Here is a 16,569-nt window from a genome sequence, read left to right as displayed (position 1 = left end):
CGGCTCCTTTAATGAGAGGAGTGCTCGCTCATGTCCATGCCTTCATGAGACTGCATGCCTTCATCTTTCGGCGCGCTTTCCGCATGGTGCTGCATGTGCATTTCGTTGCCAGTAAATTTGGTAATCACCTGTCGGAACAGGTCCGGCTGTACCTGCGAGAAGTACTCGACGGGATGATATTCACTGGGGAGTGCCAGTTTTTCGAATTCACCCATGTTGCTCAGCGTATGGGAAGACTGACGCACCGAATTCACCCACTGATCAAACGCCTGCTGATTCGGCGTAGCGATTGCGGTGAATTTCATACCGGAAAAGCCTTTGCCGCTATAAGCACCGGAAATACCGTCGTACTTGCCCGGTTCATTCGCGATCAGGTGCAGCTGCGTTTGCATACCGGCCATGGCGTAAATCTGCCCGCCGAGGCGAGGGATGAACAGCGAGTTCATGACGGAGTTGGAGGTGATTTTGAACGACACGGGAACGTTGGCCGGGAAGGCGAGTTCGTTCACGCTGGCAATACCCAAATCGGGATAGATAAACAGCCATTTCCAGTCAAGCGATACGACTTCGACGTTGATGGGTTTGACGTCGGAATCCAATGGTTTGTATGGGTCAAGCTGATGGGTTGTCTTCCAGGTGATGGTTGCGAGGATGACGATGATGATGATGGGTACTGTCCAAACTACGGCTTCGATCTTGTTGGAGTGCGACCAGTTTGGCGTGTATTTGGCCTTATCGTTGGAAGCTCTGTACTTCCTGGCAAATACGATCGTCATAATGATCACCGGGATGACAACGATCAACATCAGCCGAGGCAGTCAGTATTAGCGAACGCTGTTCAAGCCCAATTTGTCCTTTGGGGTTCATCAATGCCATATCACAGCCGTTAAGGAGCAGGGTGGCTGCAAATAAAGAGAACATCCCCAAAAATTTATTGTATTTCCTGAGTCTCATCTAGCGACCTCAATGACAAGGGGCTCTATCTGTTATTTCACGCGAGCGGGCATTTTACGGGAAGGTTACCACACTGTAAACATGATTAAAGTGTTGTCAGTTGCTTGTTGCTCTGATTTTCTCTTTGTGTCACCAGTGTGGCAGTTTGTAAAAAAATATATTTAAAAACAGTGGGTAATAGTTTCTTCAGGGAATGACATATCCGTATGGAAAATGACACCGCGTCCTCAAAAAATTATCGTGCCACTACCATTAAGGTCTAGTGCGGGATGACGGTTTGTCAACGTTAAAAATCAGGAAAAAAGATGACGACGACGGTCGAGATACAAAAATCATGCGATGGCGGCCGCGGATAAAATATTGGCGTGAGAAATAGAAGGAAGGAAGAAAATAGGCTGCTGGGAAACAGCCTATTTGTTTGGCTTAAATTCGTTTGAGCGAGAGATAGTCCAAGACACTGCCCAGAGTGAGTCCGACTGCAGCCAGCGCTACGCCTACCGCCATCAACGTTTCAGCCGCCGACGGGCTATTCAGCCAGCCAAGTCCGAACATCCCCCAGACGACCGCTCCGATGGCGAAGCACGCGACGCCGAAAAACAGCGAGCGCACCGCCAACGTATACCCGCGCGAGTAGGCGCGTCGTGGCAGAAAATCCTCGTGGGTCTGGGTGTATTCCAACGTACGGCGGCACAGCAATAGCAGCAGCAGGCCGGGGAAAGAGATGCCGACCGAAAACAGGTAGAACCATGCCCAGCCGTAATCCTCGACGAACCAACCGGCGAGGGGACCGACATAGACTCGGCCTACGGACGCCAGGGCGGACAACAAGGCGAACTGTGTCGCGGAAAAAGATTTGTTGCACAGGGTCATCAGCAGCGCCACGAATGCGGCCGTACCCATACCGCCGCACAGGTTTTCGATGAAAATGGTGGCGCCCATAGAAAACAGATGCTTATCCGTAATCGCCAGTAGCCAGTAGCCTGCATTGGAGACCGCCTGCAGCAGCCCGAAAATCATCAGCGCCCGGAACAGCGACCAGCGCTGCATCAGGATCCCGCCGTATAACGCGCCAACGATGGTGGCGAAAAGTCCGAGCGTTTTGTTAATCAGGCCGACGTCGCCCGCATCAAAGCCCACGCCGCGAATCAGAAAGGTGGTGCTCAGGCTGACCGCGAAGGCATCGCCAAGCTTATAGAAAATAATCAGCAACAGAATCAGCCAGGCGTTGTTGCGCCCGAAGAAATCCCGCAGCGGGGCCATGATGGCTTGTTCCATCGAGCGCGGCGAAGGCTGAGTATTGGTTGGCTCCGGGGCCAGCCAGGTAGCCAGCGTACACAGCAGCATCAGACCTGCCATCAGCCAATAGGTCGACTGCCAACCCAGCAGACGGTCGGCAATCCACAGCGCCAGTCCACCGGAAACCAGCATTGCCAGCCGATAGCCGAGTACGGAAACGGCGGCGCCACTGCCACGTTCCTGCGGCGGCAATAAATCCGTTTTGTAGGCGTCGAAGACGATGTCCTGCGACGCGGAAAAGAAAGCGATCACGACGGCCAGTGCCGCCAGCCACCAAAGGTCCTGAGCCGGATTTAATGTGCCGATAGCCGCAATCGCCCCCACAAGACCCAACTGTGTGAGCAGCAGCCAACCACGGCGGCGGCCGAAGAAAGATGGCGTATAGCGATCCATCATCGGCGACCATAGGAATTTGAACACGTAGGCCTGACCGACCAGCGAGAAGAAGCCGATGGTTTTCAGATCGACGTTCTCGACGGTCATCCATGCTTGCAGTGTGCCAGAGGTCAATGCCAGAGGGAGGCCGGATGAAAATCCCAGAATGAGCAGGATCAGTGAATTGCGTTGGTTGAAAAGCGTGTGGAGCTGACGAGGCATGCAACATCCTTTTGCTTGCCCCGCGGACGGGGCAAGGGAAACTGCGTGAAAATTAGCGTGCGTTGGTCTTGATAAATTCGTTGACGCTGGTGTCTTGCGCCATGTCGCTGATGACATCACCCAACACCTGGTTCACCGCAGTGGTGATTTTGTTGTTGGTCGCGGTCAATGCGCCTTGAACATTGTAGGTGGAGCGGTAGTTTTTGACCTGTTTGTTGCCGTTGGCGGCCTGAGCGATGATCGAAATGTCCGCCTTGGTCGTAATGGTGTAACGCAGGTTGCCTTCAGACACGTCGGCATACAGCGTGTTGACCACGATCTGCAGTGCGACCGGACCGCCGGTGCCAATCATATAACCGCGTGCGGTCATCTGCTTCTCCAACGCTTCCTGCAGCAGGAAACGCAGATCGCGTGAAGGGACCAGCGTCACTAATTGACTGTCGCGGTTCACTTTGGCCAGCGCCTGATCCTGACGCTGATCGGCTCCGTTGATGCTGATTGTCACGCCCATCAGGCTGGGATCCTGAGAAGGCAACGCGATGTTAGGGTTGATATTCAGCGTATTACCTTTGCCTGCGCAGCCCGCCAGCGCCATGATGGCCAGCAATGGAAAAATGAATTTTTTAAACATGCGAATGTTCTCAGTAATAATAAGAAGGTTAATCGTTAAAAACGCGCGATATCATACCATTGCCTCAGGCAAGAGAAAGAGCGGAGAATCGCTCGCATCGCAAGTTCTTTGCCTGTTCGACAACCGATTCTGTTTTTATCACAACTTCCCGAAGAAAAGATATGCGACCCATGCCTGAGAGCCTTTCGCGCCGTCATTAGCGGATTATTCTGCATGCGGCTTGAGCGCAAAAAAACCAAACGGCATCGTCGCCAGCCAAAGAGAATTCCCGTGATCGCACTCACTGGTCGTGTAAAAATAGCGCCCTGTGCCCGGTCCCCAAACTGCTATTAAAGGTTAACCCATGATTCGTGAAACCATTGAAGCCAAGCTGCAAGCCGGGCTTAACCCAGAACACCTTGAGGTGATCAACGAAAGCTATCGCCATCGAGTGCCGGCAGGTTCGGAAAGTCACTTTAAAGTGGTACTGGTCAGCGATCGGTTCGACGGTAAACGCCTGATTCAGCGCCATCGTGCGGTCTATGAGCTCTTGACGGAGGAGATGGCGGGCGCAGTCCACGCGCTTGCGCTGTACGTCTATACCCCGCAGGAGTGGCGCGATCAGCATCAGACAGCTCCCGTATCACCTGCCTGCGGCGGGGCGGGAATCGACCGTTAACGTCGGTGATGTCTCGACGCAAAGCCTCCTCAGACGTCGTTCAAAAGCGGTAATTCCTCGTGCGGCAATAGGCTGGTGACTCTCCTCGACTCGGTCAGCCTATGTCGCTATAATGCCGCGTCTTATTTTTCCTGAATGTATTCGGGACGCTTCTGACTACAAGGAACGGGTCTGGTTCGCGAGGCCGTCCTGGTGATGTGAGTCTGTGATCAGAAAGTCTGCCTTCGGGCGCTTTGTGAAAACGGCTTTTGAGGTTGACCGAGCACTGTGATTTTTTGAGGTAACAAGATGCAAGTTTCAGTTGAAACCACCCAAGGCCTTGGGCGCCGCGTAACGATTACCGTTGCTGCTGACAGCATCGAGAATGCTGTTAAGAGCGAGCTGGTCAACGTGGCAAAAAAAGTTCGTATCGACGGCTTCCGTAAAGGCAAAGTGCCGATGAATATCGTTGCTCAGCGTTATGGCGCTTCCGTGCGTCAGGACGTTCTGGGCGACTTGATGCAGCGTCAGTTTGTTGATGCGATCATCAAGGAAAATATCACTCCTGCAGGCGCGCCGAAGTATGTTCCGGGCGAGTACAATGCGGGATCTGATTTTACCTATACCGTTGAGTTCGAAGTGTATCCAGAAGTAGAACTGAAAGGTCTGGATAGCATTGAAGTCGAAAAACCGCTGGTGGAAGTTAAAGACGAAGACGTCGACGCCATGCTGGATACCCTGCGTAAGCAGCAGGCGACTTGGAAAGATGTTGAACGCGCAGCTGAAGCTGAAGACCGCGTGACCATCGACTTCAGCGGTTCCGTAGACGGCGAAGAATTTGAAGGCGGTAAAGCGTCTGACTTCGTACTGGCTATGGGCCAGAACCGTATGATCCCGGGCTTCGAAGACGGTGTTGTGGGTCATAAGGCGGGTGAAGAGTTCACTATCGAAGTCACCTTCCCGGAAGACTACCACGCTGAAAACCTGAAAGGTAAAGCTGCTCAGTTCGCTATCGTACTGAAAAAGGTCGAAGAGCGTGAGCTGCCGGAACTGACTGCTGACTTCATCAAACGTTTCGGCGTTGAAGATGGTTCTGTCGCCGGTCTGCGTACCGAAGTGCGTAAAAACATGGAGCGTGAGCTGAAAGCTGCTGTGCGTAACCGTGTGAAAACTCAGGTTATCGACGGTCTGGTCGACGCTAACGACATCGACGTTCCGGCTGCGCTGATCGACGGCGAAATCGACGTACTGCGCCGTCAGGCTGCTCAGCGTTTCGGCGGCGATGAAAAACAGGCTCTGGAACTGCCGCGCGAACTGTTTGAAGCTCAGGCTAAACGTCGCGTTGTTGTCGGTCTGCTGTTGGGTGAAGTCATCAATACCAACGAGCTGAAAGCCGATGAAGACCGTGTTTCCGCGATGATCGACGAAATGGCAGCAGCCTACGAAGATCCGCAGGAAGTGGTCGAGTTCTACAAAAAGAACAAAGAAATGATGAACAACATGCGTAACGTCGCTCTGGAAGAGCAGGCGATTGAAACGCTGTTGTCTCAGGCTAAAGTGACCGAAAAAGAAGTTGGGTTTAACGACCTGATGAACCAGACTAACAACGCCTAATTGCGTTAACCTTTCGAGGTTGTCAGTCTGATACAGCCCGCAGTTTTATCGCTGCGGGCTTTTTTTCTGCCTGATTATGAGCCGGTTTTTCCTGAGATTACGGCCGCTAAGCATTTATTTGCACTATCATTAATTTTAGCTAAAACAGAATCCACAGCGCTTTTTTCGGAGTAATGCAGGGTTAATCGAAAATAATCGGTGGTGTAAGCTTGAAAATCGACACAAGACGCCCAATTGTCCGATAATTGATGACTCATCGCTGGGTATTCTGGCGGATTCTGAGGTCTCGAGTTACGGCGATCCCACTCGGTCTGGGCGTGGTTTTCACTTCGTATCTCAAGTAGAATCAGGCAATATGCGCCAAATGCATTTTATCTAGGAGACGTTGATGTCATACAGTGGCGAACAAGTAAAACAGGCTCCGCATATGGCCCTGGTGCCAATGGTCGTAGAGCAGACTGCACGCGGGGAACGTTCTTACGACATCTATTCCCGCTTATTAAAAGAGCGTGTGATCTTCCTGACCGGACAGGTTGAAGACCACATGGCGAACCTGATTACGGCTCAGATGCTGTTTCTGGAAGCCGAAAATCCTGAGAAAGACATTTATTTGTACATCAACTCGCCGGGCGGGGTGATCACTGCGGGAATGTCCATCTACGACACCATGCAGTTCATCAAGCCGGACGTCAGTACTATCTGTATGGGACAGGCGTGCTCAATGGGGGCGTTTCTGCTGACTTCCGGTGCGGAAGGCAAACGTTTCTGCCTGCCTAACTCGCGCGTCATGATTCACCAGCCGCTAGGCGGTTATCAGGGACAGGCGACGGATATCGAAATTCACGCCAAAGAAATCCTGAAAGTGAAGTCACGCATGAACGAACTGATGGCTAAACACACGGGACGGTCTCTTGAAGAAATAGAAAGAGACACGGAACGTGACCGTTTCCTCTCTGCCGATGAGGCAGTAGACTACGGATTAGTCGATTCTGTATTGACTCATCGCGACTAAATCCATTTTATGATGGTCGCTCTGTATAGCTGTAGACGGTGTTCGGCCGATAGTCTTTTGTGCGAGTGTGATTGCGCTTATTGGCTATAAATAGTGGCGTTCGCTGTAGCGCTATCGCTGTATGGTTAGCCTGCGGGCAAGAGACTAAAGAAGAGGTTTACTGATGACAGATAAGCGCAAAGACGGTTCAGGAAAGTTGCTGTACTGCTCTTTCTGCGGCAAAAGCCAGCACGAGGTTCGTAAGCTGATTGCCGGGCCGTCAGTGTATATCTGCGATGAATGTGTTGACTTGTGTAACGACATTATTCGCGAAGAGATTAAAGAAGTGGCCCCGCATCGTGAACGCAGTGCGTTGCCGACCCCGCACGAAATTCGCCATCACCTTGACGATTACGTGATTGGTCAGGAGCAGGCCAAGAAAGTCCTGGCCGTGGCTGTATACAACCACTACAAACGTTTACGCAACGGTGACAGCAGCAACGGCGTTGAACTGGGCAAAAGCAACATCCTGCTCATCGGTCCTACCGGTAGCGGTAAGACTCTGTTGGCAGAAACGCTGGCTCGATTCCTCGACGTGCCTTTCACCATGGCTGACGCCACGACGTTGACTGAAGCGGGTTACGTGGGTGAAGACGTTGAGAACATCATCCAGAAACTGCTGCAGAAATGTGATTACGACGTGCAGAAAGCGCAGCGCGGCATCGTTTATATCGATGAAATCGACAAAATTTCCCGTAAGTCGGATAACCCGTCGATCACCCGTGACGTTTCTGGCGAAGGCGTGCAGCAGGCCCTGTTGAAGTTGATTGAAGGGACTATCGCCGCCGTGCCGCCTCAGGGCGGTCGTAAGCATCCGCAGCAGGAATTCCTACAGGTCGATACGTCGAAAATCCTGTTCATCTGCGGCGGCGCATTCGCTGGATTAGACAAAGTCATTGAGCAGCGTACTGACACGGGCCGAGGTATTGGCTTCAATGCCACGGTGAAAGGTCTTTCGCAGAAAGTGACCGAAGGCGAACTGCTGGGCCAGGTAGAACCGGGCGATCTGATCAAGTTTGGTCTGATTCCTGAGTTCATCGGCCGTCTGCCGGTCGTCGCGACGCTGAAAGAGCTGGATGAAGCCGCGCTGATTCAGATCCTGCGCGAGCCAAAGAATGCGCTGACCAAGCAGTATCAGGCGCTGTTCAAACTCGAAGGCGTTGAGCTGGAATTCCGTGACGACGCGTTGACGGCGATTGCGAAAAAAGCCATGGCGCGCAAGACCGGAGCACGTGGCCTGCGTTCTATCGTTGAAGCGGCGTTGCTGGAAACCATGTACGAACTGCCTTCTCAGGACAGTGTGGACAAAGTCGTGATCGACGAATCCGTCATCGCGGGTCAGTCTGAACCGCTCCTGATTTACGGCAAGCACGAAGCGCAACAAGCCTCTGGCGAATAATTCGCCTAAAAATCATCATCGAACGACAAAATGGGGGGTGTTAGCCCCCCATTCCTTTTTCAGCGCGATCTAACGTTGAATGTAGGATATTTATCCCCATATACTCGAATACCTAGAGGCGAAACCGTGAAGAGCCTGTTTCACGAGATTCCCTTAACCTGGCGGAAATGAAACTAAGAGAGAGCTCTATGAACCTGAGCGTTCCGAACGCATAGAAATCCCCGTATTGCCGCTGCGCGATGTGGTGGTTTATCCGCACATGGTCATTCCGTTGTTTGTTGGTCGGGAGAAGTCAATTCGGTGCCTTGAAGCCGCTATGGATCACGATAAAAAGATCATGCTGGTTGCACAGAAAGAGGCCTCAACGGATGAGCCAGGTGTTAACGATCTTTTCTCGGTTGGGACGGTAGCTCCATTCTTCAGATGCTGAAATTGCCTGACGGCACCGTCAAGGTGTTGGTCGAGGGCCTACAGCGGGCGCGTATTACCACGTTGTCTGACAGTGGAGAGCACTTTGCCGCGCAGGCTGAATATCTGGACTCGCCTGAAATCGAAGAGCCTGAGCAGGAAGTGCTCATGCGCACGGCGGTCAATCAGTTTGAAGGCTACATCAAACTGAACAAAAAAATTCCGCCTGAAGTCCTGACGTCGCTGAACAGCATTGACGATGCGGCTCGCCTGGCCGATACCATTGCCGCACACATGCCGCTGAAACTCTCCGACAAGCAGTCGGTCTTGGAAATGTCCGACGTTACGGAACGTCTGGAATATCTGATGGCGATGATGGAGTCGGAAATAGACCTGTTGCAGGTTGAAAAGCGTATCCGCAGTCGCGTCAAAAAACAGATGGAAAAAAGCCAGCGCGAGTATTACCTGAATGAGCAAATGAAAGCCATTCAGAAAGAGCTGGGCGAAATGGATGATGCGCCGGACGAAAACGAAGCGCTGAAACGCAAAATTGAAGCGGCGAATATGCCGAAAGAAGCCCGGGAAAAAACCGAGGCGGAATTGCAGAAACTGCGGATGATGTCGCCGATGTCCGCGGAAGCCACCGTCGTGCGCAGCTATATCGACTGGATGGTGCAGGTTCCCTGGAACTCGCGGAGCAAGGTCAAAAAGGATCTGGTCAAAGCTCAGCAGATGCTGGATAGCGACCACTATGGTCTGGATCGAGTAAAAGAGCGCATCCTTGAATATCTGGCGGTGCAGAGCCGTGTCAGCAAAATCAAGGGCCCGATTTTGTGCCTGGTAGGGCCGCCGGGGGTGGGTAAAACCTCTCTGGGACAGTCCATCGCCAAAGCGACCGGTCGTAAGTATGTCCGTATGGCGCTGGGCGGCGTGCGTGATGAGGCGGAAATCCGCGGTCACCGCCGTACCTACATCGGTTCCATGCCGGGCAAACTGATCCAGAAGATGGCGAAGGTGGGAGTAAAAAACCCGCTCTTCCTGCTGGATGAGATCGACAAAATGTCCTCGGACATGCGAGGCGATCCGGCTTCTGCACTGCTTGAAGTGCTGGATCCGGAACAGAACGTGGCGTTTAACGATCACTATCTGGAAGTCGATTACGATCTCTCGGACGTCATGTTTGTCGCGACCTCCAACTCCATGAACATTCCGGCTCCGCTGCTGGATCGTATGGAAGTGATTCGCCTGTCGGGCTACACCGAGGACGAAAAGCTCAACATCGCGCGGGAACACCTGTTGCCGAAGCAAATTGAGCGCAATGCCCTCAAGAAGAACGAGCTGAAGGTGGATGACAGCGCGATCATCGGCATCATCCGTTACTACACCCGCGAAGCGGGGGTACGTAGTCTGGAACGCGAAATCTCCAAGCTGTGCCGTAAGGCGGTTAAATCGCTGCTGATGGACAAGTCCCTCAAGCACATCGAGATTAACGGCGACAACCTGAAAGAGTTCCTCGGCGTCCAACGCTTTGACTACGGGCGTGCGGACGAAGAGAACCGCATCGGTCAGGTGACCGGCCTGGCGTGGACCGAAGTCGGCGGCGACCTATTGACGATCGAAACCGCCTGCGTGCCGGGTAAAGGCAAGCTGACTTACACCGGTTCGCTGGGCGAAGTCATGCAGGAATCGATTCAAGCCGCATTGACCGTGGTACGCGCGCGCGCGGACGCTCTGGGGATCAACTCAGACTTCTACGAGAAGCGCGACATCCACGTTCACGTACCGGAAGGCGCGACGCCAAAAGACGGTCCGAGCGCCGGTATCGCCATGTGCACCGCGCTAGTCTCATGCCTGACCGGCAACCCGGTACGCGCCGATGTGGCGATGACTGGTGAGATTACGCTGCGTGGTCTGGTGCTGCCCATTGGCGGTTTGAAGGAAAAACTGCTGGCGGCTCATCGTGGCGGCATTAAGACCGTGCTGATTCCAGATGAAAACAAGCGTGACTTGGAAGAAATTCCGGCAAACGTGATTGCGGATCTGGATATCCACCCGGTGAAACGCATCGAAGAAGTGCTGGAGTTGGCGCTGCAAAACTCGCCTCACGGCATGAAAGTGGTGACTGCGGCGGCGAAATAGTGACCCATCGCAAGAACCATTCATAAAATAAAGGCTGGTAAGTGTAATGATGCTTGCCAGCCTTTTTTTGTGCGGCTAAGTTAGAGCACTGTTAATCGTACGGCTAATTTCCGTGGATTTAACTGAATGTTTTAAAGCTACTGCTGCGCCGAAAATAAGGGATGCAGCCACAGGATTTCAGAGGGGATGAAAGAGTGAACAAGTCACAATTGATCGACAAAATTGCTGCAGATGCTGATATTTCCAAAGCAGCGGCAGGGCGTGTGTTGGATGCAATTATTGGGTCTGTTACTGAATCTCTGAAAGAAGGGGATGACGTTGCTTTAGTCGGGTTCGGCACATTTTCCGTACGCGAGCGCGCTGCTCGCACTGGCCGCAATCCGCAGACGGGTAAGGAAATCAGTATTCCTGCCGCCAAAGTCCCGGGCTTCCGCGCAGGTAAAGCGCTGAAAGACTCCGTAAATTAATTGTCCAAGGGGAGAATCTCTCCCCTAAACATTACCTGACGTCACGATGTGGGTAAGGTAAGATATGGGGCGCATCATTTAATGATGTGCCTTTTTTTACCGGAAATCCGGACTACTATCATCAGGCAGTTGCCTGAGTGCGCCCTGGCCGTTTTGCGGCTATAGCATCGCAAGGAAGCATGGCTGCGGCCTGCGCAGGGAGTTTCATCCATTCTACAGCGGAGTGTTGTCACATTATGATGGACAATTTACGCGCGGCCGCGAATAACGTCGTGCTTAAAATTATTCTGGCCCTGATCATCGGTTCATTCGTGCTGACTGGCGTAGGTGATTATTTGATCCGTGGGTCAGGTGATTATGCAGCGAAGGTCAACGGGCAGGAAATTTCCCGTTCCCAACTGGAACAGGCAGTGCAAAACGAACGTAGCCGACAGCAGCAGATGCTGGGAGAAAACTTCTCTATTCTGGCGAGCAACGAAGGCTATATGCAGCAGTTGCGCAAGCAGGCATTGTCACAGTTAATCGATGAAACGTTGCTGGATCAGTATTCTCATACGCTGGGTTTGAGTATCAGCGACGAGCAGATCAAGCAGGCCATTTTCGCTATCCCCGAATTCCAAACCGATAACCGTTTCGATAACGAGAAGTACCTGACCCAGGTACGTCGTCTTGGTCTGAGTCCGGACTCATTTGCCCAGATGCTGCGTAAGCAGTTGACCACTCAGCAACTGGTCCGCGGTCTGGGTGGAACAGAATTCCTGCTGCCTCAGGAGCTTGATCGCCTTGTGCAGCTGGCTGCACAGGATCGCACCATTCGTACGGCGACCATCAACACCGCCGACCGCGCGCAGGCGCAAACGGTGAGCGACGATGACGTTCAGAGCTTCTATGAGCAGAACAAGAGCCGTTATCTGGCGCCTGAACAGTTCAAAGTCAGCTACATCCTGTTGGATGCTGCCGCCATCATGGATAAAACCAAGGTGGACGATGCGGCAATCAGCGCCTATTACGAGCAGCACAAAAACGATTTCACGCTGGGCGCACGTAAAAAATACAGCCTTATTCAAGTGAAAACCGAGGCGGAAGCCAACGCAGCGCTGAACAAACTGCATCAGGGCGCAGACTTCTCCTCGTTGGCTAAAGAGATCTCAACTGACGTGGTATCTCGCCGTAATGGCGGCGATCTGGGTTGGATGGACGACAATGCCACCGTGGACGAGCTGAAACAGGCGAAGCTGACTGAAAAAGGTCAGCTTTCCGGCGTGATTAAATCCACGGTGGGTTACCTGATTGTCCGTCTGGACGATATGCAGCCGCAGCAAATCAAGCCGTTGGCTGACGTTCGCACTGAGCTGGCAGAGAAAGTAAGACACGAAAGAGCGCTGGATGCGTTTTACGCGCTCCAGCAAAAAGTCAGTGAAGCGGCTAGCAACGATAATGAATCATTGGCTTCCGCAGAACAGGCTGCTGGCGTTAAAACGGTCCAGACCGACTGGTTTAGCCGGGATAAAGTTCCCGCGGCGCTGAATTTCCAGCCGGTCACTCAGGCCATTTTCGGTGGTTCTTTGTTAGGTAAAAATGGCGCGCCGGGTAGCAACTCGGATGTGATCAGCGTTGACGGCGACCGCGCTTTCGTTGTGCGCATCAGCGAGCACAAAGCCGAGAGCACCGAAGCGCTGGATCAGGTTCGCGATCAGGTGATTCAGACCTTGAAACGCCAAAAGGCGGATCAACAGGCGCGTATTGAGGCCGAGAAAATCGTGGCCGACCTGAAGGAAGGCAAGATGGACAGCCTGAAAGCGGCGAATCTGAGCTTCAGCGCGCCAAAAACACTTTCTTCTTTGAACCAGAACGAAGTGATGGCGGAGTCAATCTTTGCTTTGCCCATCCCGCAGAAAGACAAGCCTTCTTACGGTTTATCAAAGGATCAGGCCGGCAATGTGGTGATTGTGGCGCTGGACAGCATTCAGCCTCATACGCTGCAAGACCAGCAGAAACAGCAGTTTGCTAATCAGGTGAAACAGAATGGCGTTGGCTCTCTGTTTGATGTGCTGATTAACAGCCTGCGCAGTGAAGCGAAAATCAAGCTGGGTAATGCGGCGCAACAGCAGGAATAACCCTCGCAAGATAATGCAACGCACTGCAACAGACAAAGGCCGCTTTCGCGGCCTTTTCCACATTTGAACACGGCGTATTGTTGCTGATTTCCCCTTCAGGCAAGGTGAGTGTGCTGTCAAACACAAGGAGATAACAGCATGAAAAAATCAGGAATCAAGACAATGTGCTTCATCGTCGGTCTGGCGCTGTCGAGCTTGCCCGCACTTGTTCAGGCTGCGACAACAGTAGACACCGAAAAAACGGCTGCCACTTTGCAGCAAGATGCCGCGGGTAAAAAGTTGGAACAGGCCATACCGTCAGCCAGCGATGAAGAAAAAGTGAGTATCAATTCGGCATCGGCGGAAGAGCTAGCCGATATCCTTAATGGCGTGGGGTTGAAAAAAGCCAGGCGATTGTGAGCTATCGGGAGCAAAACGGTCCTTTCACTCAGGTCGATCAGCTACAAGAAGTCCCAGGGATTGGTGCTTCGCTGATTGAACGCAATCAAGCACATTTGCGACTCTAACGCTTCGTTCACAACGGCCGGGCGGTACAATCTGACGGGTGTAAATGACTTTTGATCAGGATGACGACGTGAGTTGTATGATGCCCTCAATTCGGCTTCTGCCATCAGGTTGAGGTCAAGGCTGGAACAGGTCAGTAAAGAGGATAAGCATATCGGCATCGCGCTGGCTATATCGACCTGTGAGCCAAGGCTATGCCGGTAAACAGATGCTGACGGTGGTTAAACGCGTGCGCGTTGGCGAATAACCACCGGTGCAGCAATCAGCGGGCAGAGCCGGTTATTTCAGACCGGTTTTCTTGAACAGTGAAGCCCTGACGCCTTCGGGATTCTGCTGATAAAGCTCTAATCCTTTCTGACGCAAATGGCAGGCGGCGCATTGACCGCAGCCGTCGCCTTTTATGCCGTTGTAGCAGGTCAGCGTATGGTGACGGATCGTTTCCAACTGCGCGTAGTGGTCGGCCAACGCCCAGGTTTCGGCTTTGTCCAACCACATGAGCGGCGTAACGAAGCGGATATCTTTAGCCAAGCCGAGAGCAACCCCTTTGTTGAGGGCTTTAACGAACTCGTCGCGGCAATCCGGATAGCCCGAAAAGTCGGTTTCGCAGACGCCGGTAATCACCGTGTCGGCACCGACCTGGTAAGCATAGATTGCAGCCAGCGTGAGAAACAGGATGTTGCGGCCGGGAACGAAGGTGCTGGGAAGACCCTTCAGGTTCTCGTCGAAATCTGGCACGGGAATGTTGTCCCGGGTCAGGCTGCTGACAGCGAGCTCATTCAGAAGACGAACGTCCAACACTTTATGGGCGCAAGCGCCCAGGCGTTGAGCCAGTTCGGCAGCTACGTCGATTTCAGCCCGATGACGCTGTCCATAATCGAACGTCACGCAATGTACGTGATCGTATTGCTTGAGTGCCTGTATCAGGCAGGTTGTGGAATCCTGTCCACCGCTAAAAACAACTACTGCGCTTGTCATGCTGATTCACCTTAATGAGCAGGGGGCCGTACATCCAGACTACGGCTTAACATGTCACGAAGCGGGTATGGTAACTCAAAACCGGCTTCGCTTCAGCGCGGTAAATAACATCATGCCGGACACGACGTTGGTCGATCCTGCTGCTGTTCTGAAGCAAGCAGCCGGGCGAAAGGCGCCAGATTACCGATATGCGCCGCTACCCACTCGGGGTTGTAATAGGTATCCAGGTAGCGCTCGCCGCTATCACACAGCAGCGTCACAATGGCGCCTCGACGCCCTTCAGCTTTCATTTTCTCAGCTAGTTGCAGCGTGGCCCACACATTGGTGCCAGTTGAGGGGCCGACTTTGCGACCAAGGACGCTTTCCAGCCAGTGAAGGGTCGCGACGCTGGCGGCATCAGGCACTTTAATCATGTCGTCTATCACGCTGGGAATGAAAGACGGTTCGGCGCGGGGGCGTCCAATACCTTCGATTCTGCTGCTGCAGGCGGAGGTCAGCGTACGGTTCTGCTGACGGTAGCAGTCGTAGAACACCGAGTTTTCGGGATCGGCGACCACCAGCTTCGAGTCCAGCCCTTTGTAGCGAATATAACGCCCAAGGGTGGCGGAGGTCCCGCCTGTACCTGCGCTCATCACCAGGTAATCAGGAACCGGGAAAGGCTCTCTGGACATCTGGTGGTAAATGCTGTCGGCGATGTTGTTGTTGCCGCGCCAGTCTGTCGCACGCTCGGCGTAGGTAAATTGATCCATATAGTGGCCGTTCAGATCGCGGGCCAATTGTTCGGAGGCTGCGTAGATTTGTCCAGACTGCTCGACGAAGTGGCAGCGGCCGCCATAAAACGTAATTTGCTCGATTTTACGTTTCGCGGTGCAGGCGGGCATGACGGCAATGAACGGCAGGCCCAGCAGGCGGGCAAAGTAAGCTTCGGAGACCGCGGTGCTACCTGACGAAGCCTCGATGATCGTTGTGCCTTCCTTGATCCAGCCGTTGCTGAGGCCATACAAGAACAGCGAGCGCGCCAGCCGATGTTTCAGGCTCCCGGTGGGATGGGTGCTCTCGTCCTTCAGATAAAAGAAGATGCCGGGGTAGGCAGGTAACGTCAGGCGCATGAGGTGCGTGTCGGCGGAACGTTGAAAATCAGCTTCAATCGCGCTGACGGCGTTTTTAACCCATGTGTTAGTCATAAGAGAACTTCCGTTGTATCTGAAGGGTGCGCTTAGACTACCGTGGTCACAAGGAAAAAAGATTGCATATTTTTCTTTATTTGCCCTAAATGGGAGAAAATTTTTCTACGGTTATCCCCTATGCTAGATAAAACGGATCGCACTTTGCTCGCACTCTTACAGCGTGACTGTACACTTTCGCTGCAGGCATTGGCCGAGGCGGTCAACCTGACATCGACCCCCTGTTGGAAGCGGCTGAAGCGTTTGGAAGAGTCGGGATATATCAAGGCGCGCGTCGCTCTACTGGATAATGAACGGTTAGGGCTGGGGCTGACGGCGTTCGTGCTTCTGAAAACTCAGCAGCACAACAGCGACTGGTATCGGGACTTTTGCCGCTTCGTGTCCGATATGCCGGAGGTGTTGTCCTTTTATCGCATGGCCGGTGAGTACGATTATCTGATGCAAGTTCGGGTAGAAGATATGAAAAACTACGACAATTTCTACAAGCGTCTCGTCAAAGGTATTCCGGGTCTGGTGGATGTCACGTCCAGCTTTGCGATGGAAGAGATCAAACACACTACGGCGTTGCCGATAAAGGTCTAAATTTATCCCTCTGG

Annotated in this window: 11 protein-coding genes and 3 pseudogenes; 9 read left to right on the top strand and 5 right to left on the bottom strand. The window is 53.0% G+C overall.

Annotated elements, in window-relative coordinates:
- Positions 1 to 8: 8 nt before the first annotated feature.
- The 3 genes and pseudogenes from cyoA to AU509_RS12915 form a co-directional block, all read right to left on the bottom strand.
- Positions 9 to 954, bottom strand: a pseudogene (cyoA, locus tag AU509_RS12925) (cytochrome o ubiquinol oxidase subunit II).
- Between the two features lie 423 nt (positions 955 to 1,377).
- Positions 1,378 to 2,847: a muropeptide MFS transporter AmpG gene (gene ampG, locus AU509_RS12920; protein WP_094118528.1), complete on the bottom strand. Its 1,470-nt coding sequence runs from the start codon at positions 2,845 to 2,847 to the stop codon at positions 1,378 to 1,380.
- Positions 2,848 to 2,899: 52 nt separating this feature from the next.
- On the bottom strand, positions 2,900 to 3,478 hold the full coding sequence (locus AU509_RS12915) for a lipoprotein (RefSeq protein WP_094118527.1): 579 nt from the start codon (positions 3,476 to 3,478) through the stop codon (positions 2,900 to 2,902).
- 343 nt (positions 3,479 to 3,821) lie between these two features.
- On the opposite strand from AU509_RS12915, the gene bolA reads away from it, so the two are divergent.
- The 8 genes and pseudogenes from bolA to AU509_RS12875 all read left to right on the top strand — a co-directional run bounded on the left by bolA (position 3,822) and on the right by AU509_RS12875 (position 13,816).
- Positions 3,822 to 4,136, top strand: a complete 315-nt coding sequence (bolA, locus tag AU509_RS12910) for a transcriptional regulator BolA (RefSeq protein ID WP_094118526.1) — start codon at positions 3,822 to 3,824, stop codon at positions 4,134 to 4,136.
- Positions 4,137 to 4,424: 288 nt separating this feature from the next.
- A complete protein-coding gene (gene tig / locus AU509_RS12905) occupies positions 4,425 to 5,729 on the top strand; it encodes a trigger factor (protein WP_085651714.1) in 1,305 nt (434 codons plus the stop codon).
- A 388-nt stretch (positions 5,730 to 6,117) separates the two neighbouring features.
- Positions 6,118 to 6,741: an ATP-dependent Clp endopeptidase proteolytic subunit ClpP gene (gene clpP, locus AU509_RS12900; RefSeq protein WP_026738835.1), complete on the top strand. Its 624-nt coding sequence runs from the start codon at positions 6,118 to 6,120 to the stop codon at positions 6,739 to 6,741.
- A 163-nt stretch (positions 6,742 to 6,904) separates the two neighbouring features.
- Positions 6,905 to 8,179 carry an ATP-dependent protease ATP-binding subunit ClpX gene (gene clpX, locus AU509_RS12895; protein WP_026738836.1) on the top strand — a complete coding sequence of 425 codons (1,275 nt, stop codon included), beginning with the start codon at positions 6,905 to 6,907 and terminating at the stop codon, positions 8,177 to 8,179.
- A 211-nt stretch (positions 8,180 to 8,390) separates the two neighbouring features.
- A pseudogene (gene lon, locus AU509_RS12890) lies at positions 8,391 to 10,726 on the top strand (endopeptidase La).
- Positions 10,727 to 10,920: 194 nt separating this feature from the next.
- Entirely contained in the window at positions 10,921 to 11,193 is a 273-nt protein-coding gene (gene hupB, locus AU509_RS12885) for a nucleoid-associated protein HU-beta (RefSeq protein ID WP_085651722.1), read from the top strand.
- 236 nt (positions 11,194 to 11,429) lie between these two features.
- Positions 11,430 to 13,310, top strand: coding sequence for a peptidylprolyl isomerase (ppiD, locus tag AU509_RS12880; RefSeq protein WP_085651716.1), 1,881 nt, complete (start codon positions 11,430 to 11,432; stop codon positions 13,308 to 13,310).
- A gap of 138 nt (positions 13,311 to 13,448) precedes the next feature.
- Positions 13,449 to 13,816 (top strand): annotated as a pseudogene (locus AU509_RS12875) (ComEA family DNA-binding protein).
- Positions 13,817 to 14,093: 277 nt separating this feature from the next.
- On the opposite strand, the gene queC reads toward AU509_RS12875, so the two are convergent.
- Together queC and AU509_RS12865 are read right to left on the bottom strand one after the other, a co-directional pair.
- Positions 14,094 to 14,789 carry a 7-cyano-7-deazaguanine synthase QueC gene (gene queC / locus AU509_RS12870; protein WP_085651718.1) on the bottom strand — a complete coding sequence of 232 codons (696 nt, stop codon included), beginning with the start codon at positions 14,787 to 14,789 and terminating at the stop codon, positions 14,094 to 14,096.
- 110 nt (positions 14,790 to 14,899) lie between these two features.
- Complete coding sequence (locus tag AU509_RS12865) at positions 14,900 to 15,973, bottom strand: PLP-dependent cysteine synthase family protein (RefSeq protein ID WP_085651719.1); 1,074 nt, start codon at positions 15,971 to 15,973, stop codon at positions 14,900 to 14,902.
- Positions 15,974 to 16,093: 120 nt separating this feature from the next.
- Between AU509_RS12865 and AU509_RS12860 the strand changes: the two genes are divergently transcribed.
- Positions 16,094 to 16,555: an Lrp/AsnC family transcriptional regulator gene (locus AU509_RS12860; protein WP_085651720.1), complete on the top strand. Its 462-nt coding sequence runs from the start codon at positions 16,094 to 16,096 to the stop codon at positions 16,553 to 16,555.
- Positions 16,556 to 16,569 lie beyond the last annotated feature (14 nt).

This window comes from Lonsdalea britannica (assembly GCF_002111595.1).
GTDB lineage: Bacteria > Pseudomonadota > Gammaproteobacteria > Enterobacterales > Enterobacteriaceae > Lonsdalea > Lonsdalea britannica.
The sequence above is the reverse complement of the archived record's forward strand: the minus strand, read 5'-3'. Positions and strand labels throughout refer to the sequence as shown.

Excerpts from the sequence above, each read along its gene's own strand:
- AU509_RS12915 (WP_094118527.1), bottom strand. The coding sequence starts at position 3,478 with ATGTTTAAAAAATTCATTTTTCCATTGCTGGCCATCATGGCGCTGGCG.
- ppiD (WP_085651716.1), top strand. The coding sequence starts at position 11,430 with ATGATGGACAATTTACGCGCGGCCGCGAATAACGTCGTGCTTAAAATT.
- queC (WP_085651718.1), bottom strand. The coding sequence starts at position 14,789 with ATGACAAGCGCAGTAGTTGTTTTTAGCGGTGGACAGGATTCCACAACC.
- tig (WP_085651714.1), top strand. The coding sequence starts at position 4,425 with ATGCAAGTTTCAGTTGAAACCACCCAAGGCCTTGGGCGCCGCGTAACG.
- ampG (WP_094118528.1), bottom strand. The coding sequence starts at position 2,847 with ATGCCTCGTCAGCTCCACACGCTTTTCAACCAACGCAATTCACTGATC.
- bolA (WP_094118526.1), top strand. The coding sequence starts at position 3,822 with ATGATTCGTGAAACCATTGAAGCCAAGCTGCAAGCCGGGCTTAACCCA.
- clpP (WP_026738835.1), top strand. The coding sequence starts at position 6,118 with ATGTCATACAGTGGCGAACAAGTAAAACAGGCTCCGCATATGGCCCTG.
- clpX (WP_026738836.1), top strand. The coding sequence starts at position 6,905 with ATGACAGATAAGCGCAAAGACGGTTCAGGAAAGTTGCTGTACTGCTCT.
- AU509_RS12860 (WP_085651720.1), top strand. The coding sequence starts at position 16,094 with ATGCTAGATAAAACGGATCGCACTTTGCTCGCACTCTTACAGCGTGAC.
- AU509_RS12865 (WP_085651719.1), bottom strand. The coding sequence starts at position 15,973 with ATGACTAACACATGGGTTAAAAACGCCGTCAGCGCGATTGAAGCTGAT.